Here is a 23,778-nt window from a genome sequence, read left to right on the forward strand (position 1 = left end):
GCACGGGTTCGCGCTGGAGCTGTAGAAGGTGTTCGTCAGCGATGGTGTGCGCGGATTGGGCGCGAGGGGGCAGGGCGCGCCGCGCGGGGGCGCAGATTGGCGGGGGATCGGTAGCTCAGGCGTCCTTGCGGTTCCAGCGGAAGGTCAGGAGGCTCACGATGGTCCCCCCGATCAGCCACGCCACGAGGACGAGGACGGTGGTACCGACATCCCACGTGCCTCCGGGCTCGGCGGCGGCGAAGTTCTCGGGGAGCAGTGCCGAGCGCATTCCCTGCGCGATCCACTTGAGCGGGAAGACCGATGCGAACGTCTGCAGCCAGTCGGGGAGGACGGAGAACTGGATGTAGACGCCGGAGACGAACTGGAGGACCAGGAGGATCGGCACGATGACCGCGGATGCGCTCTTCCCGGTACGGGGAACGCGCGACAGGGCGATGCCCAACGCTGCGGACGTGGCGATTCCCAGCAGGTACACCCAGCCGAATCGGGCCCAGTGCTCGGCGTCGCCGGGCAGCTCCACCCCGAAGACGAGCCTCGCGACGAGGAAGAGAAGCAGGAGCTGCAGGATCGAGGTGACGAGCACCTGGCCGAACTTGCCGAGGAAGTAGGAGAGGACAGGGAGAGGGGATCCCGCCAGTCGCTTCAGCGTCCCGTCCGACCGCTCGGTCGCGATATCGACGGCGAGGTTCTGGATCCCGCTCAAGAGCACACCCGCCGCCGCCATGCCCGGAAGGTAGTAGGCGGCCATGCTGATCCCGCCGGTGCCGTCGGGTCCTGCACCGACGTCACCGCTCGATCCGAACGCCACCGCGAAGATCACGAAGATCACGGTGGGGAAGAGGAAGGTGAAGAAGAGCGAGTCACCCTGCCGGAAGTAGCTTCGCGTCTCGTACACGGCGCGACCCGCGCCGAGCCGGAGGATCCTGCCGGGGCCGCCGAGCGTGCGGGTCGTGGTCGTCGTCGATCGGATGGCGGTCACAGGGAGTTCCGTTCCTTCTCGTCGGCCTGGACGAGTTCGAGGTAGATGTCCTCCAGGCTCGGCCGGACGATCTCGAGGTCGCGCGGCTCCCCGCCGGAGGCGGCGACGAGGTCGGCGACGAACGCGGCGGGAGTCTCCGTCCGCTGCTCGTGAGGTCCGTCGACGTCCCGCCACCGCACGAGCGGGATCCTGGCCTCATCGCCCCCGAGCCCGTCGATCCGTCCCAGCGCCACCATCCGGCCGCCCGCGATGACCGCGGCCCGATCGCTCAGCTGCGCCGCCTCGTCGAGATAGTGGGTCGTCAGGAGGATCGTCGTCCCCTCCCGCTGGAGCGACCGGATCAGATCCCAGAACTGGTGGCGGGCCTCGGGATCGAATCCGGTGGTCGGTTCGTCGAGGAACAGCAGTTCCGGGCGCCCGATCACACCCAGTGCGACGTCGACGCGTCGGCGCTGACCACCGGACAGCGAGCGGATGAGGGTCTTGGCCTTCTCCTCGAGTCCGACCGCGCGGATCACCTCGTCGACGTTGCGGGGGTCGGGGTAGAAGCTCGCGAAGTGGCTGAGCTGCTCGTGGACGGTCACGTTGCCGGGCTCGCCGGTGCTCTGCAGCACGATGCCGAGTCGCGCCTTCCAGTCGATCCCGCCGTGGGTGGGATCGGTGCCCAGCACGGTCGCGTCGCCGGCGGTCCGATCGCGGAAGCCCTCGAGGATCTCGATGGTCGTCGACTTGCCGGCCCCGTTGGGTCCGAGCAGCGCGAAGGTCTCTCCGGGTGCGATGTCGAACGTGACCCCGCGGAGCGCTTCCACCTCGCCGTAGTGCTTGGTGAGTCCCGCGACGGAGACGACGGGCGCGCTGGCGGATTCGGTCATCGACCCATCGTGCCGTCCCCGGCCGTCCGCCGACAGTGTCGGCGCCGCGAAATCTCGACATCGGGCCCATCCGATGGGTTGATCGTGGCGACTCGCCGGATGCGGCTCTCCTGACATCCCGGAGATGTTGACACTGTGAACCGGCGCACAGACAATGGCACCCTGTGGCCCGTCGCGGCCCGCTGGGAGGACTTAGTGGCGATCATCGAGGCTCGTGCACTGGCGCGCACGTTCACCGGCAGGAAAGGGCGTGAGAAGACCGAGGTCGTCGCGGTCGCGGGCGTCGACCTCTCGGTCGACGAGGGCGAGATCGTCGGATTCCTCGGACCCAATGGTGCGGGCAAGACGACGACGCTCCGCATGCTGACCACCCTCCTACGTCCCACCTCGGGCACCGCGACGGTCGCGGGATTCGACGTCGCCCGCGACCCGGTGGAGGTCCGCCAGCGCATCGGCTACGTGTCGCAGAGCGGTTCCACCTCGCCCGAGGCACGCGCGGGCGAAGAGGTCGTCGACCACGGCCTGCTCTACGGCATCAGCAAAGCGCAGGCCGAAGCCCGCGGACGCGAGCTGTTCGAGCAGCTCGACCTCGACGGGCTGTGGGAACGTCAGCCTAAGGCCATGTCGGGCGGCCAGCGGCGGCGCCTCGACATCGCGATGGGGCTCGTCCACGACCCATCCCTGGTCTTCCTCGACGAGCCGACGACCGGACTAGACCCCCAGGCCCGCGCCAATCTCTGGGAGCACATCGCGGACCTCCGCGACAAGCGCGGTCGGACCGTGTTCCTCACGACCCACTACCTCGACGAAGCGGACGCGCTCTGCGACAGGATCCTCGTCATCGACCAGGGGATGATCGTCGCGAGCAACACCCCGGACGCGCTGAAGAGGGAGGTGTCGGGGGATCTGATCATGCTCGAGCTCGTCGACCCGTCCCGCGCGGGCGACGCGGCGGAACGGCTCAAGGCCGCCGGTTCGACCGAGCCCGAGATCGACGGGGCATCGGTCCAGGCGCGAGTGCCGGGGGCCGGATCGGTGCTCGCCGGCCTGCTGCGCAGCCTCGACTCGGTCGGCGTCGAGCTCGCCTCCATCGACGTGCGTCGGCCCACACTTGACGACGTCTTCCTCACCGTGACCGGCCGATCGCTCCGGGAGGGCGCATGACCACGACCCCCACCGCCTCCGCGGTGACGACAGCGACCGGCAAGCGGCGCTCGAGCTTCTGGCACGACACCTTCGTCATCTTCCGTCGGCAGTTCCGCCTGGCGGTGCGCAATCCCGCGTGGGTGATCATCGGGCTCCTGCAGCCCGTCCTTTACCTCGTGCTGTTCGGACCGCTGCTGGAGCCGCTCGCGGGAGCGATCGGTGCGGAGAACGCGTACACGTTCTTCGTGCCCGGTCTGCTGGTTCAGCTCGGCATCTTCGGTGCGTTCTTCGCAGGATTCAGTCTGATCTCGGAGTGGCGGTCCGGGGTCGTCGAGGCAGAACGTGTGACCCCCGCCAGCCGCACCGCGCTCCTGGTCGGCAGGGTGCTCCGCGATGTCGTGCAGCTGTTCGTCCAGGGCGTGGTGCTCATCGTCCTGTCCTTCGCCTTCGGGCTGCGCGCGTCGCCGGGGGGACTGCTTCTCGGGCTGCTCATCGTCGTGCTGCTCGGTGTCGCCTGCGCGTCCGCGTCGAACGCGCTCGCGCTCACGACGAAGAGCGAGGACGTCATGGCCCCGCTCATCAACAGCATCGCGCTCCCCGTGCTTCTGCTGTCGGGCATCCTGCTGCCGATCAGCGCGCGCAGCGGTGCCCCCGACTGGCTGGTCACGCTGAGCGACTTCATGCCGACGAAGTACATCGTCAACGCGGTCCGCGACGCCTTCGCGTCGGACTTCACCACGGCGAACGTGCTCTGGGGAGTGCTTTGGACCATCGGGCTCACGGCGCTCGCCGTCTGGGCGGGCACCCGCACGTTCCGCCGCGAGAACTCCTGATCCTGCACAGATCGAGGAGATCTGCGCCGGTGTTCATCGACTGTCGATGACATCCGGCCCGAAACCGGTCTGGTCTCTTTGATCGGTGCGGGGCGGGGTCAGGGGGTCGCGGTGACGGAGGAGAGGAAGTCGAGCGTCTGCTGGAGCGCGGTCTTCGCCCCGTCGAAGTCGAGGTGGAACTGGTACTCGTGCGGTAGCGAGGGGGTGTGGTCATCGGGCCAGAAGAGCTCTGTCACCGGCACCCCGAGCTCGGTCAGTCGGGCGGCGAAGGGTTTGGACTGCCCCGCGGTCAGACCGTCGCCGTTCCCGCCCGAGATGTACGTCGCGGGGAAGTCCGCTGTCACGAAGTCGATCGTGGACATCTGCGCGCCCGCTCTGGTGTCCGACCAGTCGCGCTCCCCGGTGTAGGCCCACAGCGCAGTCTTGAAACCCCACCCGGTGATGCCGGTGGCCGTCGCCGACAGCTCGTCCAGGTCGTACACGCCGCAGTTGAGGATCACCGCCCGCAGCTGAGTGGGTGAGAGCGCCGGCTCGATGCCGGCTTCCTGCGCGAACGCCGGGTTGGTGGTCATCGCGGCGACCTGGCTGGCCAGCTGCGATCCGGCCGAATCCCCCGCGAGCACGATCCGATTCGGATCGATCCGCAGCGTCGCCGCGTTCTCGAGAAGGTAGGCGAGCGCGGAGTTGATCTGGGTGATCGCCGTCGGGTAGTCGGCTTCCGGCGCGATCGTGTAGTTGACCCCGACCGTCGTGTAGCCGTCAGCCGCGAGGATCTGGAGGTAGGGCGCCACATTGCTCTTGTCGCCCGAGATCCAGGCTCCGCCGTGGATCCACACCACGGTCGGCAGAGCGTCCCCGCCCACCTCGGAGGAGAACACGTCGAGCGTGGTGTCCGGCCCCGACGGTCCGTAGGGGATGTTCAGCTGCGAGGTGAAGCCCGCAGCCGGCACGTAGGGCGTCATCTCCCGAACCGTGCCGTCGGCCCCGTTGGTGAACACGGCGCGGATGAGAAGTGAGGAGAGCCAGGGGCTGACCAGCGAGTAGGCGACGGTCGCCACGAGCGCCGCAAGGGCGACCGCGGGGATGGCGCGGGAAGGTCGTCGGTACCACGGTCGTGTCCGGTGAACGCTCACGTGGTCAAGTTAGGGGACCGCCCACTCGGCGCGGGGTGTACGCGCCGGTCGGTCAGGCGAAGAGACGCTGGAGGCGCTGCACGCCCTCGAGAAGAGCGTCGTCGCCGAGCGCGTAGCTGAAGCGCAGGTAGCCGCCCGGGCCGAACGCCTCGCCGGGAACCGCCGCGACCTCGGCCTGGTCGAGGATCAGGTCCGCCAGTTCGAGCGAGGTGCGAGGTGTCACGCCGCCCCACTCGCGACCGAGCAGCCCGCGCACATCGGGGTAGACGTAGAACGCCCCCTGCGGTGTCGGCGTGATGAACCCGTCGATCTTGTTGAGCTCGCGGACCATCGTGTGACGGCGCCGGTCGAAGGCCTGGCGCATGGCCTCGACCTCGTCCTGCGGGCCGGTCAGTGCGGCGATCGCGGCGCGCTGCGACACGTTGGAGACATTCGAGGTGAGGTGCGACTGCAGGTTCGCGGCGGCCTTGATCGCATCGGCGGGACCGATCATCCAGCCGAGTCGCCAGCCCGTCATCGCGTAGGACTTGGCGACGCCGTTGACGAGGATGGTGCGGTCGGCGAGCGACGGGACGGCCTCGACGATCGAAATGGCGGCCTTGGGCGTCTCGCCCGGGGCGAGACCGTCGGGGTAGACGAGGTTCTGGTAGATCTCGTCGGTGATGACCCACAGGTCGTTCGCATCGGCCCATTCGCCGATGGCCTTCGTCTGCTCGGCCGAGTAGACGGCACCGGTCGGGTTCGAGGGGGAGACGAACAGCAGCACCTTGGTGCGGTCGGTGCGCGCGGCCTCGAGCTGCTCGACCGTGACGAGGTAGTCCTGGTCGGCCCCGGCGAACACCTCGACCGGGACGCCGCCCGCGAGCTTCACGACCTCGGGGTAGGTGGTCCAGTAGGGCGCGGGCAGGATCGCCTCGTCGCCGTCTCCGAGGACGGCCTGGAAGGCCTGGTACACACCCTGCTTGCCGCCGTTGGTCACGATGATCTGCGACGGGTCGACGGCCAGGCCGCTGTCGCGGAGCGTCTTCGCTGCGATCGCTTCGCGGAGCTCGGGCAGACCGGCGGCCGCGGTGTAGCGGTGGTTGCGCGGATCGCGCACAGCGGCCACGGCGGCCTCGACGATGAAGTCGGGGGTCGGGAAATCGGGCTCGCCCGCGGCGTAGCTGATGACGGGGCGTCCCTCCGCCTGGAGCGCTTTGGCCTTGGAGTCGACCTTCAGCGTCGCAGAGGGTGCGATCGCTGCGAGTCGAGGAGAGATGCGGGGACGTTCGCCGGTCATGCTTCCCAGCCTACGGGCCGGGGCGGACCCTACGATGAAGCCGTCGCGCACTCGTGCCCACGGGCTCCCCGAACGGGGATCGCCGACGGCCTAGCGGCACGTCGGAGTCGCGGTGTTAGACTTGGCGGCACTGGTTGAAAGATGCCATGCTTCGCCGCGCCTGTCGTCGGCCCTGGGTGAGAGCCCATCCTCGAGTGTCGTGGCGAAGCTGTGCGTCTTTCAGTCGCTTTAGGGCGGTGGCTCAATTGGTAGAGCAGCGGTCTCCAAAACCGCAGGTTGCAGGTTCGAGTCCTGTCCGCCCTGCTCGTCTCCTCAGGCAAGCCTGCCGGGAGATGCGGTCGCTGGACGGCCGGAGAAACGACAGAAGATGGAAGGTCCCACGTGGCGCGTAAGGTCGTCGACGAGCCCAGCGAGGACGTCGTAGCCATTGCCCGGGCAGAGCGGCAGGCGAGGCGCTCGCCGTTCGCTCGCATCGCGCTGTTCGTGCGCCAGGTGATCGCCGAACTGCGGAAGGTCGTCACGCCCACGCGGCGCGAGCTCCTCGGGTTCACGACGGTCGTTCTGGTCTTCGTGATCATCATGATGGCGATCGTCGGGGTCCTCGACTACGCCTTCAGTGCTCTCGTCGTGTTCATCTTCGGAGATCCGTCCGCCGTCCTGTGACGTGCCCGGCGCTACCCGGCGTCGAACTTACGAAAAGAGAGTTAGCAACAGTGTCGAACACCGACCGCGATCCCCGCGACGACATCGACCTGGGTCCCGCTGCAGAGCAGGGCTCAGAGGTCGATGAGAACCAAACGGGCGACGTCTACGAGTCCGACGAGCGTCAGAGCGAATCGGCCGAGCACACCGCTCTGTCCGTCGTCTCCGACGATTGGACCAACATCGACGAGGTCCTCGAGGCCATTGAGGAGACGGCGGATCCCGCCGCCGACGCCGTTGTCGACGAGGCCCTCGAAGTCCACGATCTCGACCAGGCCGTTGCCGCCGAAGAGGCGACCGAGGACGAGGCCGAGGAGAACTTGGCTGAGAACCCGGTCTCCGTCGTCGAATCGCTCGAGGGCGACCTCGCCGACGAGGCGAGCGCCGAAGACGACGACGCAGAGGTCGACCCGTACGACGAGTTCCGCAAGGAGCTCCGCGCCAAGTTCGGCAAGTGGTACGTCATCCACTCGTACGCCGGCTTCGAGAAGCGCGTGAAGCAGAACATCGAGCAGCGCAAGGGCAGCCTCGGCCAGGAAGACTCCGTCTTCGAGGTCCAGGTCCCGATGGAAGACGTCGTCGAGATCAAGAACGGGCAGCGCAAGCTGGTCAACCGCGTCCGCATCCCCGGATACGTGCTGGTCCGCATGGACCTGAATGAGGAGTCGTGGTCGGTCGTCCGTCACACCCCGGGCGTCACAGGCTTCGTCGGCAACTCGCACAACCCGACGCCGCTGCGCTTCGAAGAGGCCTTCAACATGCTGAAGAGCACGGTCCAGATCGCCGAGGCCCCCGTCAAGGCCGGCACCGGCACGAAGGGCTCGCCCACGCAGGCCCGTTCGATCCCCGCCGAGGTCGACTTCGAAATCGGCGAGACCATCACCATCAAGGAAGGCTCGTTCGCGGGTCTCCCCGGAACCATCAGCGAGATCAAGCCCGAGAGCGGCAAGCTCACGGTCCTCGTCTCGCTGTTCGAGCGCGAGACGCCGGTCGAGCTCAGCTTCGACCAGGTCACGAAGCTGTAGCTCGCGACACGGTCGAGCAGGCCCGCGAAGCGGCCATGGCGCGACCCGGATAAAAGACCACCGCGCCCCGGAATCGCCGGGGAGGCGGGAGAGCAGCCAAGAGGCTGCTCGAGAAAGGAAAGAAAATGGCAGCGAAGAAGAAGGTCACGGGGCTCATCAAGCTCCAGATCAACGCTGGCGCCGCGAACCCCGCACCGCCCATCGGGCCTGCGCTCGGTCAGCACGGCGTCAACATCATGGAGTTCTGCAAGGCGTACAACGCGGCGACCGAATCGCAGCGCGGCAACGTCATCCCCGTCGAGATCACCGTGTACGAGGACCGCTCGTTCACGTTCGTGCTCAAGACCCCGCCGGCAGCCGAGCTGATCAAGAAGGCAGCGGGCGTCGGCAAGGGATCCGCAACTCCTCACACGGTCAAGGTCGCCAAGCTCACCCGTGAGCAGGTCCGCGAGATCGCCGTGCAGAAGCAGCCCGACCTCAACGCGAACGACATCGATGCAGCGGCGAAGATCATCGCCGGCACCGCCCGTTCCATGGGCATCACGGTCGAAGGCTGAGGACAGGGAACATGGCACAGAAGAGCAAGGCATACCGCGCAGCAGCGGAGAAGATCGAAGAAGGCAAGTTCTACACGCCCAGCGAGGCTGTCGACCTGGCCAAGGTCACCGGTTCGTCCAAGTTCGACTCGACCGTCGAGGTCGCGCTGAAGCTGGGCGTCGACCCCCGTAAGGCGGACCAGATGGTGCGCGGCACCGTCCTCCTGCCCCACGGCACCGGCAAGACCGCCCGCGTCATCGTGTTCGCGACCGGCCCCGCAGCTGAGGCGGCTCTCGCCGCCGGTGCTGACGAGGTCGGCGGCGACGAGCTGATCGAGAAGGTGGCGAACGGCTACACGTCGTTCGACGCCGCCGTGTCGACCCCCGAGCTCATGGGCAAGGTCGGTCGTCTCGGAAAGGTCCTCGGCCCCCGTGGCCTCATGCCCAACCCCAAGACCGGTACCGTCACGCCCAACGCGGCGCAGGCTGTCACCGACATCAAGGGCGGCAAGATCGAGTTCCGCACCGACAAGCACGCCAACGTGCACTTCGTCGTCGGCAAGGCCGGCTTCAGCGAAGAGCAGCTGAACGAGAACCTGAAGGCAGCGCTCGACGAGGTCCAGCGCCTCAAGCCGTCGTCCTCGAAGGGCCGTTACATCCAGAAGGGGTCGGTCTCGACCACGTTCGGCCCGGGCATCCCGCTCGACGTCAACGCCCTCTGAGTTCGTACCGACGCTGAGTCAGCCCCGCAGCTGATCGCATCCGCGTGACTGAGATGCCCGGCACCACGAACCGCCTACCCGGCGGGGAGAAGGTGCCGGGCATCTCTGCGTCCGGCGAGCGCGTCTTCAGTGTCCGCCCCGCTGTCGCCTCCGACGCGGCGGGCCTCGCTGCAGTCGCCGCGTTAACCTTCCCGCTCGCGTGCCCGCCGACGACGACCGATGCGGCCAAGGCCGAGTTCATCCGCGTGCATCTCACGGAGGAGCGCTTCGACAGCTACCTCGCGGATCCGTCGCGACGGCTCGTGATCGCCGAGGTCGATGGCGAGATGGTCGGCTACACGATGCTCGTCTTCGCGGAACCGTACGACGCCGACGTCGCGGCGGCGGTTCAGCTGCGCCCGACCGCGGAGTTGAGCAAGTGCTACGTACTCCCCGGGCATCACGGCAATGGAATAGCCCGGGCTCTCATCGAGTCGAGCGTCGACATCGCCCGGCGGAACGGCGCCGTCTCCGTCTGGCTCGGCGTCAACCATCTCAACGCCCGCGCGAACCGGTTCTACGAGAAGAACGGTTTCGAACGGGTCGGCACCAAGAAGTTCCTGGTCGGCGACGTCTGGGAGGACGACTTCGTCCGCGAGATCCGGCTCTGAGACGTCTCCGCGGATAGCGGCGGCGGGGTCAGTAGTCGCTGATCTTGAGCACGACTTTGCCGCGCACGTGACCGCTCTCGACGAGGCGGTGAGCATCGGCCGCCTGCTCGAGGTCGAATACGTGATCGGCCGCGATCTTGACGTCTCCCGAGGTGATGAGGCGGGCGATGACGGAGAGCGTGCTCGCGTCGGGGATCACCCAGTACCCGGTCGCGCGCCGACCGGCCGCCTCGGCCGTCGCGACGATCGCGTCGATCCCGTCACCGGGCAAGGACACCAGCAGGCCACCCTGCCGGAGCACCGGGATGGATCGCGTCGCGGTGCTGGACTTGGCCTCGCCGACGCAGTCGATCACGACGTCGAAATCGTCGAGGATGTCGTCGAACCGGGTGGTGGTGTAGTCGATCACTTCGCGCGCGCCGAGTGACAGCAGCCAGTCGGCGTTCGCGGCGGAGGCGGTGGTGGTGACGTCGGCTCCGAAGTAGGCGGCGAACTGCACTGCGAGGTGGCCGACACCCCCGGCGCCCGCGTGAACGAGGACGCGCTGGCCCTCGTGCGCTTTGGCGACATCGACGGTCGCGCCCCACGCGGTCAGCGCCGCGAGGGGAACCGCTGCCGCTTCGGTATGCGAGAGCACACTCGGCTTGCGGGCGACATTGAGGGCGGGGACCGACACGTACTCGGCGTAGCTGCCACCCTGATGCGGGAATGCGGTCATGCCGAAGACCTCGTCGCCCGGCTGGAGACCGAAGGACCTGTAGGGGGATTCCACGACGACACCGCTGAAGTCGTAGCCGAGGATGGTCGGCCACCCGGGCAGACCTGCGGCGACGCCGACACCAGCGCGCGTCTTGGCGTCGACCGGATTGACCCCCGCCGCCAGCACGCGGACGAGAACCTCGCTGCCGACGCGGGTGGGGGAGGTGACGAGTTCGGTGCCGAGCACTTCGGGGCCACCGGCCTTCTGGGCGAGGACGGCTCTCATCGTGGTGGGGAGGGCCGTCCGTTCGATGGGTGGCGACACGATGCCACTCATCCTCTCGGTGGTCACAGAGTTGCCCTTCGATCGCCGCCTCGTCGGATGTCGGGCGTGTGGACACAGTCAACTTCCCCAATGCTTCGGCGGTGTTACGGGGGTGTTCCCGGTGGGCAACATTCTCGAAGCGGCGCGAGAGCGCTCATTCCGCGGAAGTCGATGCGGTCGTATCGAGCTCGGCGAGGGCGGTCGGATCAGCGATCGTGGTGGTTGGCCTGCGTAGGCTTTGCGGAATGCGCCTCATCCTGATTCGGCACGGTCAGACGGTCGACAACGTGAACGGGGCGCTCGGCACCGAGGTCCCGGGGCCGGGTCTCACAGCGCTCGGGCAGTCGCAGGCGTCGGCCGTTCCCGCCGCGCTGTCGGAGGAGCGCATCGATGCGATCGCCGTGTCCACGATGAGGCGCACCCATGCGACGGCGGCGCCCCTCGCCTCAGCGCGGGACCTCGAGCCCAAGGAGCTGGACGGACTGCAGGAGATCTCCGCCGGCGATCTCGAGGGCCGATCCGACTGGGACGCGGTGCACACCTATCTCCGCACCATGCTGGAGTGGTGGAACGACTTCAGTGCCCGCATCCCGGGTGGCGAGAGCGGAACGGAGTTCTTCGCGCGCTACGACGCGGCGGTCCGCGCGGTGGTCGAGCGCCATCCCGAGGGAACGGTGGCCCTGTTCAGCCACGGCGCCGCGATCCGCACGTGGGCGTCGTGGGTCTCGGCGAACATCGATGCGGACTTCAGTCGTGTCAACGGCCTCGAGAACACCGGCATCGTGATCCTCGAAGGCTCACCCGACACCGGATGGACCTGCGTGCGGTGGCAGGACACCCCGCTCGGCGGGTCGGCGCTCGAGGACGACTCCGCCCCCGACCCCCTGGGTGACCCCGACTAACTCCGCTGACACTGTTCCCGGACGACAGGTGCCGGGCTCGTGGCATGGGGCGCACCGGGAGGGGTAGCGTCTGAGGATGCGCGAATTGCAGGCCACGATCATCGCCGACCTCAACGTGGAGCCCACCATCGACGCCGCCGAGCAGGTGCGTCGACGCGTCGACTTCCTCAAGGACTACCTCCGAAAGACGGGAGCCGCCGGATTCCTGCTCGCGATCAGCGGCGGGCAGGACTCGTCACTGGCCGGGAAGCTCGCCCAACAGGCCGTCGAGGAGCTGCGTGCCGACGGCACCGACGCGGTGTTCTTCGCCGTGCGGATGCCCCATAAGGTGCAGGCCGACGAGGAGGATGCGCAGCTCGCGCTCGAGTTCATCCAGCCCGACCGCCGTCTCGTCTTCAACATCGAGCGGCCCGTGGCCGGCTTCGACGCCGAGTTCGGCGACTCGACGGGGGAACCGATCCGCGACTTCACCCGCGGCAACGTCAAGGCCCGTTCGCGCATGGTCGGCCAGTACGCCATCGCCGGTCAGCACAACCTCCTCGTCATCGGAACGGACCACGCGGCCGAGGCGGTCATGGGGTTCTTCACCAAGTTCGGCGACGGCGGTGCCGACCTCCTCCCGCTCACCGGACTGAGCAAGCGGCAGGGGCGAGCGCTGCTCGAACACCTCGACTCCCCGGAGCGGCTGTGGCTCAAGGCTCCCACCGCCGACCTGCTCGACGACGACCCCGGCCAGACCGACGAGGCCAACCTCGGCATCACCTACCGCGAGATCGACGACTTCCTCGAAGGCAAGGACATCGATCCGGAGATCGCCGAGAAGATCGAACAGCGCTACCTGTCGACCGAGCACAAGCGGCGCCCGCCGGTCTCGATGTTCGACGACTGGTGGCGCTGACCCCTCCACCACGCCGAATTGCCCAGTTCGGGCAGTGCGAGCGAAGAAACACTGCCTGAACTGGGCAACTCGGCCGCCGGCTAGCGCTCCGAGACGGTCCCGTTCTTGATCCGGAGGCGGCGCGGCGCCCGCTTCGCGACGGCCGAATCGTGCGTGACGACGATGAACGTGAACCCGCGCTCACGCCACTCGGCTTCGAGCAGGTCCATGATCTCGTCACGGGTCTGCTCGTCGAGGTTGCCCGTCGGTTCGTCGGCGAGCAGCACCCGAGGCTGCTTCACCAGGGCCCGAGCGATGGCGACCCGCTGCTGTTGTCCACCGGACAGCTCACTCGGGAGGTGGTGGATCCGGTCTCCCAGCCCCACCTTCTCGAGCGCCTCGACCGAGCGGTCGCGCCGGTCGGTCGTTCCGAAGCCGAGCGGTGCGAGCGCGGTCTCGACGTTCTCGAGGGCGGTCAACGTCGGGATGAGGTTGAAGCCCTGGAAGACGAAGCCGATCTCCTGAGCACGGATCGTCGCCAGCTTCCCGTCACCGAGTGAGGAGAGGTCGGCGTCGTCGAGCTTGACGGAGCCCGAGGAGGAGCGGTCGAGTGCGCCGAGCAACTGCAGCAGAGTCGACTTGCCGCCACCCGTCGGTCCCTGGATGGCGACGAGCTCGCCGTTCTCGATGACGAGGTCGACTCCGCTCAGTGCGGTGACCTTGCGCTTGGACTGGTCGTACGTCTTGGTGACTCCGGAGAGCGTGTACATGGTGAACCTTTCGTTGCGTCGGAGGTCAGTTGACCGAGCGGAATGCGGCAGCGGGACGCAGGCGGGAGGCCCGCCACCCGCCGAATGCACCGGCGATGAGTCCGCCGAGGATCGCGATCCCCACCGCGATGCCGATGACCGCGAACGTGACCGGCAGCTGGAGGGTGATATCCGTGGTCGATGCGATGGCCTGCTGGCCGAAGCCCGCCGCACCGGGGCCGCCGGGCATGCCGCCGGGGCCGGCGGCCTCGGTGGTCGTCGCCGTTCCCGAACCGAGGGTCGGGGCGATCAGGTTGACGATCAGGATCCCGACGAGGCCGAGTGCGATGCCCACGACGCCGCCGATGGCGCCCTGTACGAGCGACTCGCCCGCGACCTGACCGACGATGCGCTTGTTGCTCCAGCCGATCGCCTTCAGGGTGCCGAACTCGCGGGTGCGGCGGGTGACGCCCGAGATGGTGAAGAGGATCGCGACGAGGAACGCGGCGATCAGCACGATGATCGACAGCCAGGTGCCCAGGCTCGTGATGAGGCCGGTCGCGCTGGACAGCGAACCCGAGACGCTGGACGCGAGATCCTCCTGCGTGTTGACGGTCGCGTCGGGGAGGGCGGTCTCGAGGTCCGCCTTCACGGCGTCGATCGAGTCCGCCGAGTCGGCCTGCACGTAGACGCTCGAGATCTGGTCGTCGAGTCCCGCGAGGGTCTGCGCGGTGACGAGCGGGATGTACACGTTCGAGGCGCTGGTGCCGTCGGCGGAGGTCGAGGTGACGATGCCGACGATCTCGAACGAGGTACCGCCGATGTCGATGGTGTCGCCGACCGCCAGGTCGGACTCGGTGGCGTAGGTGCTGTCGATGATCGCGACATCGGCACCGGCGTCGGACGCCTCGAGCACGCGCCCGTCGGAGAGCGTCGCCGCGGTCAGGGGCCCGACGGCCGCCGCTGCCGGGTCGTACCCGAGAACGGTGAACGAGTCGATGTCGAAGGAGCTTCCGCCCGCGCCGTCGGGGCCTCCGGAGGGGGGCTGCGCGCCGGAACCGGGTGCGCCGTCTGTTCCGCCCTGCTGCATCTGCGAGAAGTCGGGCAGTTCGCCGTCGAAGGTGGTGTTCGTCAGCGACAGCACACCGACGGCTGCCGCGACGCCGTCGGTGCCGGCCGCGGTGTCGATCGCGGAGGCGTCGAAGGTGCTGCTCCCCCGCGCGGCCTCCAGGCGGGACTGGCTGACGGCGGTGGTTCCATCGGTGGTCGTTCCGTCGCCCGACCCGAAGTCGAACTGCTGCCCCGGGCCCTGGCCCTCGGTGGGTGCTTCGGGTTCCTGGGTGATTGTGATGTCGGTGCCGACGCCGTAGACCGATTCAAGTACGGCCGCCTGCGCGTTCTTCACGCCGCCGGACACGGAGTTGACGATGATGACGAGGGCGATCGCGAGGGCCATGCCGATCGCGATGATGATCGTCTGTCGCCGTCGGTTCAGCAGCTCTCGCCGCAGGTAGATTCCGAACACTGGATGCCTTCTCCTCTTGGGTGGGCCGCGTTTCTCTCACGGCGGACAGGGGAGAAGGTAGGAACGCCGTCTATGGGCGCCCTATGGCACGGTTATGGCTCTCGCATCACTGCCGACGAGCCGCCGATGCGTGATGGATAAGGGGAAGTCGCACCTGTGCGGCACCTATGAACTCTCATGCTCAGGACATAGTTTTGGCTCAGACGACTCATAGAAATCTGCGGATACTTGGAGTCATGCCTGCTTTCGACTCGACTCGCACCCAGCCCGCGCCCATCACTCGCGCTGACGGCTCGCCCATCCGCGTGCTCGTCGTCGACGACGAGCCCACCCTGACCGATCTGCTCTCGATGGCCCTGCGCTACGAGGGCTGGGAGGTCAAGACGGCATCCGATGGCAAGGCGGCACTGAACGTCGCCCGGGACTTCAAGCCCGATGCCGTCGTGCTCGACATCATGCTCCCCGACATCGACGGGCTGCAGGTCCTGTCGCGTCTCCGCGCCGACGGCAGCGACACCGCCGTCCTCTTCCTCACCGCGAAGGACTCCCTCGACGACCGCATCACCGGTCTGACCGCGGGCGGCGACGACTACGTCACCAAGCCGTTCAGCCTCGAGGAGCTGGTCGCACGCCTCCGCGGCCTCATCCGCCGTTCCATCGCGTCGGTGACGGCCGAGAACGACCCGGTCATCCGCATCGGCGACCTCTCCCTCGACGAGGACAGCCACGAGGTCTTCCGCGACGGCGAACTCATCGAGCTCACCGCCACCGAGTTCGAGCTGCTCCGCTTCCTCATGCGCAATCCCCGCCGCGTGCTCAGCAAGGCGCAGATCCTCGACCGGGTCTGGAGCTACGACTTCGGCGGCAAGTCGAGCGTCGTGGAGATCTACATCTCCTACCTGCGCCGCAAGATCGATGCCGGCCGCACCCCGATGATCCACACCGTGCGAGGAGCCGGGTACCTCATCAAGCCGGCGCCGTGAGAGGCACCCGTACGCTCCGATCCCGGCTCGTCCTGATCGTCGTCGCCCTGACGGCCGTAGTCAGCGTGATCGTCGGCGTCGCGAGCGTCACACTGCTCAACGGATACCTCGTCGAGCAGCTCGACGCGTCGCTGACCCAGTCGGCAGGACGCGCGCAGGGGGCCTTGGGCCCACTCGGTCCACCCCTGCAGGAATCGCACGACGAGATGCCCGACGGGTCCGGCGACGGCTTCCTGGACGCTCCCGGCCAGGCGTCCGGCACGATCTCGGGCATCATCGTCAACAACGTGCTGCTCCTCGCCGGCTACCCCGACGCCGAGGGCGTCTCCCAATTCCTCGACAACCAGGAGCTGCGCAGTCTCGCGCAGGTGCCGCTCGACGGCAGTCCGCACACCGTGGACCTCGGTGAGGACCTCGGCGAGTACCGCGTCGTCAGCCACACCACGTCGGCGGGCTACGTCATCCTGACCGGTCTCCCGCTTGCGTCGGTGAATGCCGTCGTCGGTCAGCTCGCCCTGGTGATCGCGCTCGTCGCCCTCGTCGGTCTGGGCCTCGCCGCGCTCGGCGCGCGCGCCATCGTCGGCGTCGCCCTCCGGCCCCTCAATCGTGTGGCCGCGACCGCGGCGAGCGTCGCCAGGCTGCCGCTCGACCGCGGCGACGTCGACATCTCGATCCGCGTACCCGAACGGGACACCGACCCCACGACCGAGGTCGGTCAGGTCGGCACGGCCCTCAACAGCCTGCTCGGCCATGTCGGCTCAGCGCTCGCCGCCCGCCAGCGCAGCGAGGACAAGGTGCGCCACTTCGTCGCCGATGCGAGCCACGAGCTCCGGACGCCTCTCGCGAGCATCCGCGGCTACTCGGAGCTGACCACCCGCACGCAGCCCGACCTCCCGCCCGAGGTCAGCCGCAACCTCGGCCGCATCGAGAGCGAAGCGATGCGGATGACCTCGCTCGTCGAGGACCTCCTCCTGCTCGCGCGACTCGACTCGCAGCCCGAACTCCGGCAGGACGAGGTCGACATGTCGATACTCGTACTCGAGACCGTCGGCGACGCGCATGCGGCAGGTCCCGATCACAACTGGGTCATCGACCTGCCGGAGGAGCCCGTCGTCGTCATCGGCGACGATCCCCGACTGCGGCAGATCGTGGTCAACCTGCTCGCCAACGCCCGCACGCACACGCCGCCCGGGACGACGGTGACCACCAGCCTCGAGCGTTCGGGTGACGACGTCAGACTGCGAGTAGCGGACGACGGGCCCGGTATCGATCCGGAACTCGTCGGCACACTCTTCGAACGATTCGTCCGAGGCGACGAGTCGCGCAACCGGTCCACCGGGAGCACCGGCCTCGGCCTCTCGATCGTCAAAGCGGTCGTCGAGGCGCACGGCGGCACGGTGGAGGTCGAGAGCGAACCCGGGGACACCGTGTTCACCGTCACGCTCCCGGCCGCCACGGGCGCGACCTACGATGCGGCACCCGAGATCGAGGCTGACGAAGAGCTCGACCTCGACATCGATTCGGAGGACTCGCGCTTCGACGAGCTCAGCGAGCAGAACGACGCGCCGCCCGCCCGCTGAGCCCGCATCCCGCTGAGCCCGCATCCCGCCCGCTGAGCCCGTCGAAGCGCAGGTCGAACCTGCCGGGCGTCGCGCGCTCCGACGAGCTCAGCCAGCAGGGGGCCGCCCCCTGAGCGCAGCGAAGCGCAGGCCTTCCCATCGACTCCGCTTTCAGCCCGTCTCCAGTGATCCCTCAGCACATCGCAAGTCGCGCGCCCCCGCCGCGGGTTTAGCGTGACGGAGGATCGAAAGGCGGAGCACTGTGGCTCATGACACCGGCAGGGCAGCGACGGGCACCCGCCCGACAGTGACGACGAGCGTCCCGCAACGGATGGACCGACTCCCGTGGTCGAGGTTCCACTGGCTGGTCATCCTCGGTCTCGGCACGGTCTGGATCCTCGACGGTCTCGAGGTCACGATCGTCGGGGCTCTCGGAAGTCGTCTGACCGAGCCCGACGCCGGCCTCGGGCTGACAACCGCCGATGTCGGTCTCGCCGCCGCCATCTACGTCGCCGGCGCGTGCCTCGGGGCACTGGGCTTCGGCTACCTCACCGACCGGTTCGGTCGGAAGAAGCTCTTCATCGCGACCCTCGGCCTCTACCTCCTCGCGACTGTGGCAACCGCGTTCGCACCGAACCCGCTGTTCTTCTTCGTCTGCCGGTTCCTGACGGGGGCCGGCATCGGCGGCGAGTACGCGGCGATCAACTCGGCCATCGACGAGCTCATCCCGGCGCGCCGCCGCGGGGTGGTCGACCTCGCGATCAACGGCTCCTACTGGTTGGGCACGGCCGCGGGCGCCCTGCTCACCGTCGTACTGCTCGACACCAACCTCTTCCCGGCCGATCTCGGCTGGCGTCTCGCCTTCGGACTGGGCGCGGTGCTCGGCCTGTTGATCTTCATCGTCCGCCGCACCGTTCCCGAGTCGCCGCGCTGGTCCGTCATCCACGGTCGCGATGAGGATGCGGAGAAGACGGTCAGCGACATCGAGGGGCGCATCGAGAAGGAACGCGGAGAGGCGCTACCGCCCGCCGAGGGCGAGATGAAGATCCACCAGCGGAAGTCGACCGGCTTCGGCGAGATCATCTCGGTCCTGGTCCGCAAGTACCCGAAGAGGCTCGTCCTCGGGCTCTCCCTGTTCATCGGCCAGGCGTTCCTCTACAACGCGGTCTTCTTCACCTACGCCCTGGTCCTGACCAAGCTCCTCGACGTCCCCGACAACATCGCGCCGTACTCGCTGGTCCCGATCGCGGTCGGCAACTTCCTCGGACCCCTGCTGCTCGGTCACCTCTTCGACGTGGTCGGCCGCAAGATCATGATCAGCACCTGCTACATCGGCTCCGGCGTCCTCCTCGTCGGCACCGGGATCCTGTTCGACAACGGGGCTCTCGACGCCGTCACGCTCACGATCTGCTGGGTGACCGTGTTCTTCTTCGCCTCGGCCGGCACCAGCGCCGCCTACCTGACGGTTAGCGAGATCTTCCCCATGGAGACGCGCGCGATGGCCATCGCCTTCTTCTACGCCGTCGGAACAGGGCTCGGCGGCATCATCGGCCCCATCCTCTTCGGCCGGTTCATCGAGGAAGGCGTCCACTCGGTCGTCATCGGCTACTACATCGGGGCAGGATTGATGATTGCCGCGGGCCTCGTCGAGGTCTTCCTCGGAGTCGCCGCCGAGCGCAAGTCGCTCGAGGAGATCGCGGAACCCCTGAGCACAGCGGCGTGACTCATGCCGCACGGAAGGAAACCATGCGCATCGCGCTCACCGGCGGAAGCGGAAAACTCGGGCGACACGTCCTGAAGTACCTGCGCGACGCGGGGCACTCGGTCACCAACCTCGACAGGGTGGGTTCTCGCGGCGAGGACTTCATCCCCGTCGACCTCAGCGACTACGGGCAGGTCGTCGACGCCCTCATGGGAACGGATGGTCACGACGGCCCGTACGACTCGGTCGTCCACCTCGCCGCGATCCCGGCGCCTGGTTTCGCCACCAATGCGGCCCTGTTCGCCAACAACATGGTGTCGACGTTCAACGTGCTCAACGCGGCCATCAAGGTCGGCATCCGCAACATCGTCTACGCATCGAGCGAGACCGTGCTCGGGCTGCCGTTCGAGATCGCCCCTCCCTACCTTCCCGTCGACGAGAGGTATCCGGCGCGCCCCGAGAGCACCTATTCGCTGGTGAAGACCCTCGAGGAGCACATGGCCGGGCAGTTCACCCGCTGGCACCCCGACCTCAAGATCTTCGCGCTGCGCTTCTCGAACGTGCAGGAGCCGCAGGACTACGCGGAGTTCCCCACCTGGCAGGGCGACCCCGAGGCGCGCAAGTGGAACCTCTGGGGCTACATCGATGCCCGCGACGGCGGCCAGGCCGTGCTGCGTGCCCTGCAGTCCGACCGGATGGGGTTCGACACGTTCATCATCGCGGCCGCCGACACCGTGATGGACATCCCCAGCGCGGAGCTCGCCGCGACGGTGTTCCCCGAGGTCGAACTGCCCCGACCGCTCGAGGGGTACGAGACGTTGCTCGGCATCGACCACGCCCGCGAGGTGCTCGGCTTCGAACCCGAGCACTACTGGCGCACCGAACCCGGGCTGTCCTGAGGCGAGTCGCCCACTTCAGGCAGTGTTTCGTGCCCAGCACTGCCTGAAGTGGGCAACTCGGCTAGCCGGGCTCAGAGGGTGGCCTTCTTCTCGTGCCACGGGGCGCCGAGATGACCCAGCACCGCGACGGCGACCGTGATCGCCGCAGCGAGCGCGATGCCCGAGATCAGGCCCACCTGCAGCAGGAGCGCGCCGCAGAGGGCGCCGAGCGCGATGAGTACGATCGCGAACAGTCGGCGCATCCACTGCTGACCGACGCGGCGGCCGAGCCATGAGTCGAAAGCCAACCCGACGAGGGTCGAGGTGACGACGACGGTGGTGACATCGGCGACGGCGAGGTGCCGGGCCACGCCCGCCTGCATCCCCATCGCCGCGCCCAGCATGGTCGTGACGGTGAACAGCGCGGCTTCGGGGTACGGGTGCGAGGTCACGAGCAGCGGGATCATGCTCGCGACGATGATCGCCGCGACGACGCCGAGCAGCCAGGTCGCCCGTCGGCGCCAGCCCTTCTCCGCCCCGCGGAGAACACGGCCCGCGACCATCGCGCCGAGGACGAAGCCGACGAGTGCGAGGACCGGACCGACGATCGGCAGGTCGTCCGCACCCGTGAGCGCCATGCCGAGGATGACGACGTTGCCGGTCATGTTGCCGGTGAAGACCCTGTCGAGGCCGAGGTAGCCGACGGCATCCACGACCCCCGTCGAGAACGTCAACGCGAGCATCAGGGAGAGATGCAGCCCGCCTTGATTGCTGCGGAGTCGTCGGAGCACGAGACCTTCCTGCACGCCGCGCTCGCGGCGATGCTCCGCCATTGAAGCGCACGCGTGTTTCCCCGCCGTAACGCAGGCTGGCTATCGTGAACGTGTCGCGACGAGTGTCGGGCCGGAAGGAACAGATGACCCAGCTACCCGTCCTGCAACCGGGCCCCAGCGAGGTCACCGGCGACCACTACCTCCCCGCCCGTGTCGACGAGGTGTACTGGGGGCGACTGCCGTGCGAGGCGGACTCGCCCGTCCTCACCATCGAGTCGGGCGAGACCGTCACGATCGACACCCTCAGCCACGAGGGCGTCCTCGAGGACCAGGGCCGCGACCCGGTCGCGTTCTTCGCCGGTCACGGCATCGCGCGAGACGGGGTCCTGGACGACGCCGTCGCGCTCGCCGCATCCGATCACTCCCGCGTCGTCGGTGTCGACGGACCGCATGTCGTCACGGGTCCCATCGCCGTCCGCGGTGCCCGCCCCGGTGACCTCCTCGTGATGGAAGTCGTCGAACTGCTGCCCCGAGTGCCGTACGGAGTGGTGTCGAATCGACACGGGCGCGGCGCCCTGCCGGGGGAGTTCCCGCTCCAGGGTGAGGCGTTCAGCGTGTTCGCGAGCGTCGTCGAACGCGCCGACGGCCGCCTCGCGGGCAGCCTGCCCGTCGCCCCGGCATCGCAGAAGCGCGCGGTGTTCGACCTCGCCCCGTTCCTCGGTGTCATGGGGGTCGCCGTCGCGGGTGACAGTCGGCCGCACTCGGTACCGCCGGGAGCCTTCGGGGGGAACATCGACATCAAGCTCCTCGTCGAGGGGGCCAAGCTCTACCTGCCCGTCCAGGTCGACGGAGCCCTCGCATACGTGGGCGACCCGCACTTCGCCCAGGGCGACGGCGAGGTCGCACTGACCGCCATGGAGGCATCCCTCCGCGCGACCGTGCGGTTCACGGTCCTGCGGGAGGACGAGGCGATCGCGCAGTTCGGCCGGCTGACCGGTCCCATGGTCGAGACCGAGGAGTTCCTCGTCCCGACTGGCATGGACGAGGACCTCGACGAAGCGGTGAAGAACTGCGTCCGCGCGGCCATCGATCTCCTCGAGGCCCGCTGGGGCTTCGACCGCTCGCACGCGCTCGCCTACCTCTCGGCCGCGACCGACTTCGACATCTCGCAGGTCGTCGACATCGTCAAGGGCGTGCACGCGAAGATCCGGGTCGCTGATCTCGATGGCTGAGTTCACGGTCGACACGAGCGCGCCCGTCGAGGGCAACGCTCCGCTTCCCGCCGGCCTCATCGAGGCGTTCTGGCGCTACGAGCGCGCACTCATGGCCGACGACGTGCCTGCTCTCGATGCCCTCTTCGTCGACGATCCGTCGACGCTCCGAGGCGACGGATCGGGTCTTCTCGTCGGACATGAGCGCATCGCCGCGTTCCGGCGCGGACGAGGGGGCGCACCGAAGCGACGCATCCTCGAGGTGCACGCGCAGGTGATCGATGATGACGATGCGCTGCTCGTCGCGGTGCTCGGCCCGCTCGCCGGTGGCCGTGGGCAGCAGACGCAACTGTGGCGGCGCTCGGACGAGAACGGCTGGCAGGTGTCCGCCGCGCATGTCAGCGCGCCAGCACCGGCCATCGACCCGCGGATCTGGCGCATCGTCGGCACCCCGCTGGTCGGGTCGACCGAGACCGGACCGCTCGACGGCGAGACCGTGGCGGTCAAGGACCTGTTCTCGATCGCCGGGCATCGCGTCGGGGCCGGTGTGCCCCGGTACCTGGCCCGAGCCACCCCCGGCCGCGTGACCGCCCCTGCGGTGAGCGCGCTGCTCGGCGCCGGTGCGACCGTTCGCGGCATCGCACGCACCGACGAGTTCGCCTACAGCATCGCCGGCGTCAATCCGCATTACGGGACCCCGCCCAACGCGGCGGTGCCCGGTGCGATACCGGGCGGATCGTCGAGCGGACCCGCCAGCGCCGTCGCCTCGGGGCAGGCGAGCATCGGTCTCGCGACCGACACCGCCGGATCCATCCGGGTCCCGGCCTCGTATCAGGGCCTCTGGGGACTGCGGACGACGCACGGCGCGATCTCGGCCGACGGACTGCTCCCGCTCGCCCCGTCGTTCGACACCGTGGGTTGGCTGACCCGCTCCGGCGAGCTGCTGGCGCGCATCACCCGCCTGCTGCTGCCATCGCCTGTCGGGCTGCCGGCGCGCGTCGCCATCGCTCCCGGGGTGCTGGACACCCTCGAACCCGACATCGCCGGCACCTTCCGGGCTGGCATCGACACCCTCGTCGCGGAGGGGCTCATCCCCAAGCCGTCCGAGGTGGAACTGCCCGACGCCGCGGCGGCGCTCGCGACCTTCCGCACTGTTCAAGCCGCTGAAGCATGGCGGGCCCACGGCGCCTGGATCACCGAGAACCCCGGAGCCGTGAGCGGCGCCGTCGCCGAACGGTTCCGGATCGCGCAGGCCGTCACCGCGGAGCAGGAGTCCGAGGCGCGCGAGCAGCTCGGCCGTCTCCGCGGGGAGCTGCGGGAGATCCTCGACGATCGTGTGCTGCTCGTCCCGGCCGCCGCATCGACGGCGCCGCAGACGACCGCGTCACCCGACGAGATCGATGCCGTCCGCACCGCGACCCTCCAGATCACCTGCTTCGCCGGAATCGCGGGAGCACCGAGCGTCTCGGCGCCCCTGCTGTCGACCTCGGCCGGGCCTCTCGGCTTGGCGCTCGTGGGCCCTCCGGGAAGCGACACGGCCCTGGTGGACTTCGCCACACGCCTGACCCCGCTCGCCCGCTGACCCGACGAAGCACGATGGGCCCGCCCATTGAGCCCGTCGAAACGAAGGGCCGGCTGGTGCCCCCGCCCGCTGAGCGCAGCGAAGCGAAGGGTGCGCCCTCGAAACCTGCCCGCAATGGGCACTGCCTAAGCTCAAG

The 23,778-nt window shown here is 68.4% G+C and carries 23 protein-coding genes and 1 tRNA gene; 16 read left to right on the forward strand and 8 right to left on the reverse strand.

Annotated features, from left to right (window positions below; all coding sequences use genetic code 11):
• Positions 1-115 precede the first annotated feature (115 nt).
• Positions 116-979, reverse strand: a complete 864-nt coding sequence (locus DDQ50_RS03835) for an ABC transporter permease (RefSeq protein WP_116755363.1) — start codon at positions 977-979, stop codon at positions 116-118.
• Entirely contained in the window at positions 976-1,851 is an 876-nt protein-coding gene (locus DDQ50_RS03840) for an ABC transporter ATP-binding protein (RefSeq protein WP_116755364.1), read from the reverse strand. The genes DDQ50_RS03835 and DDQ50_RS03840 overlap by 4 nt, the downstream gene beginning before the upstream one ends.
• A gap of 135 nt (positions 1,852-1,986) precedes the next feature.
• Here DDQ50_RS03840 and DDQ50_RS03845 point away from each other — a divergent pair, with 135 nt between their 5' ends.
• Complete coding sequence (locus tag DDQ50_RS03845; protein ID WP_240614224.1) at positions 1,987-3,015, forward strand: ATP-binding cassette domain-containing protein; 1,029 nt, start codon at positions 1,987-1,989, stop codon at positions 3,013-3,015.
• Positions 3,012-3,830 (forward strand): ABC transporter permease, encoded by an 819-nt coding sequence (locus DDQ50_RS03850; RefSeq protein WP_116755365.1) that lies wholly within the window; start codon positions 3,012-3,014, stop codon positions 3,828-3,830. Before DDQ50_RS03845 ends, DDQ50_RS03850 begins: the two co-directional genes overlap by 4 nt.
• A gap of 98 nt (positions 3,831-3,928) precedes the next feature.
• Here DDQ50_RS03850 and DDQ50_RS03855 read toward each other — a convergent pair whose 3' ends face one another.
• Together DDQ50_RS03855 and DDQ50_RS03860 are read right to left on the reverse strand one after the other, a co-directional pair.
• On the reverse strand, positions 3,929-4,963 hold the full coding sequence (locus DDQ50_RS03855; RefSeq protein ID WP_205663562.1) for an alpha/beta hydrolase: 1,035 nt from the start codon (positions 4,961-4,963) through the stop codon (positions 3,929-3,931).
• 52 nt (positions 4,964-5,015) lie between these two features.
• The gene (locus DDQ50_RS03860) at positions 5,016-6,242 is read right to left on the reverse strand and encodes a pyridoxal phosphate-dependent aminotransferase (RefSeq protein ID WP_116755366.1); all 1,227 of its coding nucleotides are present in this window, start codon (positions 6,240-6,242) and stop codon (positions 5,016-5,018) included.
• A 230-nt stretch (positions 6,243-6,472) separates the two neighbouring features.
• On the opposite strand from DDQ50_RS03860, the gene DDQ50_RS03865 reads away from it, so the two are divergent.
• The 6 genes from DDQ50_RS03865 (at position 6,473) to DDQ50_RS03890 (ending at position 9,877) form a co-directional block, all read left to right on the forward strand.
• A tRNA-Trp gene (locus tag DDQ50_RS03865) sits at positions 6,473-6,545 on the forward strand.
• 78 nt (positions 6,546-6,623) lie between these two features.
• The gene (gene secE / locus DDQ50_RS03870) at positions 6,624-6,905 is read left to right on the forward strand and encodes a preprotein translocase subunit SecE (RefSeq protein WP_116755367.1); all 282 of its coding nucleotides are present in this window, start codon (positions 6,624-6,626) and stop codon (positions 6,903-6,905) included.
• Positions 6,906-6,955: 50 nt separating this feature from the next.
• Positions 6,956-7,969 carry a transcription termination/antitermination protein NusG gene (gene nusG, locus DDQ50_RS03875; RefSeq protein WP_116755368.1) on the forward strand — a complete coding sequence of 338 codons (1,014 nt, stop codon included), beginning with the start codon at positions 6,956-6,958 and terminating at the stop codon, positions 7,967-7,969.
• A 125-nt stretch (positions 7,970-8,094) separates the two neighbouring features.
• Positions 8,095-8,526 carry a 50S ribosomal protein L11 gene (rplK, locus tag DDQ50_RS03880; RefSeq protein ID WP_116755369.1) on the forward strand — a complete coding sequence of 144 codons (432 nt, stop codon included), beginning with the start codon at positions 8,095-8,097 and terminating at the stop codon, positions 8,524-8,526.
• Positions 8,527-8,537: 11 nt separating this feature from the next.
• A complete protein-coding gene (gene rplA, locus DDQ50_RS03885) occupies positions 8,538-9,227 on the forward strand; it encodes a 50S ribosomal protein L1 (protein WP_116755370.1) in 690 nt (229 codons plus the stop codon).
• A 53-nt stretch (positions 9,228-9,280) separates the two neighbouring features.
• Positions 9,281-9,877 carry a GNAT family N-acetyltransferase gene (locus tag DDQ50_RS03890; protein WP_116755371.1) on the forward strand — a complete coding sequence of 199 codons (597 nt, stop codon included), beginning with the start codon at positions 9,281-9,283 and terminating at the stop codon, positions 9,875-9,877.
• Positions 9,878-9,905: 28 nt separating this feature from the next.
• Here the strand turns inward: DDQ50_RS03890 and DDQ50_RS03895 are convergent, their stop codons facing one another.
• On the reverse strand, positions 9,906-10,901 hold the full coding sequence (locus DDQ50_RS03895; RefSeq protein WP_338065112.1) for an NADP-dependent oxidoreductase: 996 nt from the start codon (positions 10,899-10,901) through the stop codon (positions 9,906-9,908).
• A 245-nt stretch (positions 10,902-11,146) separates the two neighbouring features.
• Here DDQ50_RS03895 and DDQ50_RS03900 point away from each other — a divergent pair, with 245 nt between their 5' ends.
• Positions 11,147-11,803 carry a histidine phosphatase family protein gene (locus DDQ50_RS03900; protein WP_116755372.1) on the forward strand — a complete coding sequence of 219 codons (657 nt, stop codon included), beginning with the start codon at positions 11,147-11,149 and terminating at the stop codon, positions 11,801-11,803.
• 76 nt (positions 11,804-11,879) lie between these two features.
• Positions 11,880-12,701 (forward strand): ammonia-dependent NAD(+) synthetase, encoded by an 822-nt coding sequence (nadE, locus tag DDQ50_RS03905; RefSeq protein ID WP_116755373.1) that lies wholly within the window; start codon positions 11,880-11,882, stop codon positions 12,699-12,701.
• A gap of 80 nt (positions 12,702-12,781) precedes the next feature.
• On the opposite strand, the gene DDQ50_RS03910 is transcribed toward nadE, so the two are convergent.
• Together DDQ50_RS03910 and DDQ50_RS03915 are read right to left on the reverse strand one after the other, a co-directional pair.
• Complete coding sequence (locus DDQ50_RS03910) at positions 12,782-13,450, reverse strand: ABC transporter ATP-binding protein (RefSeq protein WP_116755374.1); 669 nt, start codon at positions 13,448-13,450, stop codon at positions 12,782-12,784.
• Between the two features lie 25 nt (positions 13,451-13,475).
• Positions 13,476-14,954 (reverse strand): ABC transporter permease, encoded by a 1,479-nt coding sequence (locus DDQ50_RS03915; protein ID WP_116755375.1) that lies wholly within the window; start codon positions 14,952-14,954, stop codon positions 13,476-13,478.
• 236 nt (positions 14,955-15,190) lie between these two features.
• Here DDQ50_RS03915 and DDQ50_RS03920 point away from each other — a divergent pair, with 236 nt between their 5' ends.
• The 4 genes from DDQ50_RS03920 (at position 15,191) to DDQ50_RS03935 (ending at position 20,097) form a co-directional block, all read left to right on the forward strand.
• Positions 15,191-15,937: a response regulator transcription factor gene (locus DDQ50_RS03920; RefSeq protein WP_116755376.1), complete on the forward strand. Its 747-nt coding sequence runs from the start codon at positions 15,191-15,193 to the stop codon at positions 15,935-15,937.
• On the forward strand, positions 15,934-17,517 hold the full coding sequence (locus DDQ50_RS03925) for a sensor histidine kinase (RefSeq protein WP_116755377.1): 1,584 nt from the start codon (positions 15,934-15,936) through the stop codon (positions 17,515-17,517). The genes DDQ50_RS03920 and DDQ50_RS03925 overlap by 4 nt, the downstream gene beginning before the upstream one ends.
• A gap of 310 nt (positions 17,518-17,827) precedes the next feature.
• Complete coding sequence (locus DDQ50_RS03930) at positions 17,828-19,219, forward strand: MFS transporter (protein WP_116755378.1); 1,392 nt, start codon at positions 17,828-17,830, stop codon at positions 19,217-19,219.
• Between the two features lie 23 nt (positions 19,220-19,242).
• Positions 19,243-20,097, forward strand: a complete 855-nt coding sequence (locus tag DDQ50_RS03935; protein WP_116755379.1) for an NAD-dependent epimerase/dehydratase family protein — start codon at positions 19,243-19,245, stop codon at positions 20,095-20,097.
• Between the two features lie 71 nt (positions 20,098-20,168).
• Here the strand turns inward: DDQ50_RS03935 and DDQ50_RS03940 are convergent, their stop codons facing one another.
• A complete protein-coding gene (locus tag DDQ50_RS03940; RefSeq protein WP_116755380.1) occupies positions 20,169-20,909 on the reverse strand; it encodes a YoaK family protein in 741 nt (246 codons plus the stop codon).
• Positions 20,910-20,992: 83 nt separating this feature from the next.
• Between DDQ50_RS03940 and DDQ50_RS03945 the strand changes: the two genes are divergently transcribed.
• On the forward strand, positions 20,993-22,081 hold the full coding sequence (locus DDQ50_RS03945) for an acetamidase/formamidase family protein (protein WP_116755381.1): 1,089 nt from the start codon (positions 20,993-20,995) through the stop codon (positions 22,079-22,081).
• Positions 22,074-23,642, forward strand: a complete 1,569-nt coding sequence (locus DDQ50_RS03950; RefSeq protein ID WP_116755382.1) for an AtzH-like domain-containing protein — start codon at positions 22,074-22,076, stop codon at positions 23,640-23,642. The genes DDQ50_RS03945 and DDQ50_RS03950 overlap by 8 nt, the downstream gene beginning before the upstream one ends.
• The last annotated feature ends 136 nt before the right edge of the window (positions 23,643-23,778 follow it).

The organism is Amnibacterium flavum (genome assembly GCF_003097495.1).
GTDB classification, from domain to species: Bacteria; Actinomycetota; Actinomycetes; order Actinomycetales; family Microbacteriaceae; genus Naasia; species Naasia flava.

What these genes read in the sequence shown, in the direction of transcription:
- DDQ50_RS03840 (WP_116755364.1), bottom strand. Translation starts at nt 1,851, where the DNA reads ATGACCGAATCCGCCAGCGCGCCCGTCGTCTCCGTCGCGGGACTCACC.
- DDQ50_RS03850 (WP_116755365.1), top strand. Translation starts at nt 3,012, where the DNA reads ATGACCACGACCCCCACCGCCTCCGCGGTGACGACAGCGACCGGCAAG.
- DDQ50_RS03860 (WP_116755366.1), bottom strand. Translation starts at nt 6,242, where the DNA reads ATGACCGGCGAACGTCCCCGCATCTCTCCTCGACTCGCAGCGATCGCA.
- rplK (WP_116755369.1), top strand. Translation starts at nt 8,095, where the DNA reads ATGGCAGCGAAGAAGAAGGTCACGGGGCTCATCAAGCTCCAGATCAAC.
- rplA (WP_116755370.1), top strand. Translation starts at nt 8,538, where the DNA reads ATGGCACAGAAGAGCAAGGCATACCGCGCAGCAGCGGAGAAGATCGAA.
- DDQ50_RS03890 (WP_116755371.1), top strand. Translation starts at nt 9,281, where the DNA reads ATGCCCGGCACCACGAACCGCCTACCCGGCGGGGAGAAGGTGCCGGGC.
- DDQ50_RS03900 (WP_116755372.1), top strand. Translation starts at nt 11,147, where the DNA reads ATGCGCCTCATCCTGATTCGGCACGGTCAGACGGTCGACAACGTGAAC.
- nadE (WP_116755373.1), top strand. Translation starts at nt 11,880, where the DNA reads ATGCGCGAATTGCAGGCCACGATCATCGCCGACCTCAACGTGGAGCCC.
- DDQ50_RS03910 (WP_116755374.1), bottom strand. Translation starts at nt 13,450, where the DNA reads ATGTACACGCTCTCCGGAGTCACCAAGACGTACGACCAGTCCAAGCGC.
- DDQ50_RS03920 (WP_116755376.1), top strand. Translation starts at nt 15,191, where the DNA reads ATGCCTGCTTTCGACTCGACTCGCACCCAGCCCGCGCCCATCACTCGC.
- DDQ50_RS03930 (WP_116755378.1), top strand. Translation starts at nt 17,828, where the DNA reads ATGGACCGACTCCCGTGGTCGAGGTTCCACTGGCTGGTCATCCTCGGT.
- DDQ50_RS03935 (WP_116755379.1), top strand. Translation starts at nt 19,243, where the DNA reads ATGCGCATCGCGCTCACCGGCGGAAGCGGAAAACTCGGGCGACACGTC.
- DDQ50_RS03940 (WP_116755380.1), bottom strand. Translation starts at nt 20,909, where the DNA reads ATGGCGGAGCATCGCCGCGAGCGCGGCGTGCAGGAAGGTCTCGTGCTC.
- DDQ50_RS03945 (WP_116755381.1), top strand. Translation starts at nt 20,993, where the DNA reads ATGACCCAGCTACCCGTCCTGCAACCGGGCCCCAGCGAGGTCACCGGC.
- DDQ50_RS03950 (WP_116755382.1), top strand. Translation starts at nt 22,074, where the DNA reads ATGGCTGAGTTCACGGTCGACACGAGCGCGCCCGTCGAGGGCAACGCT.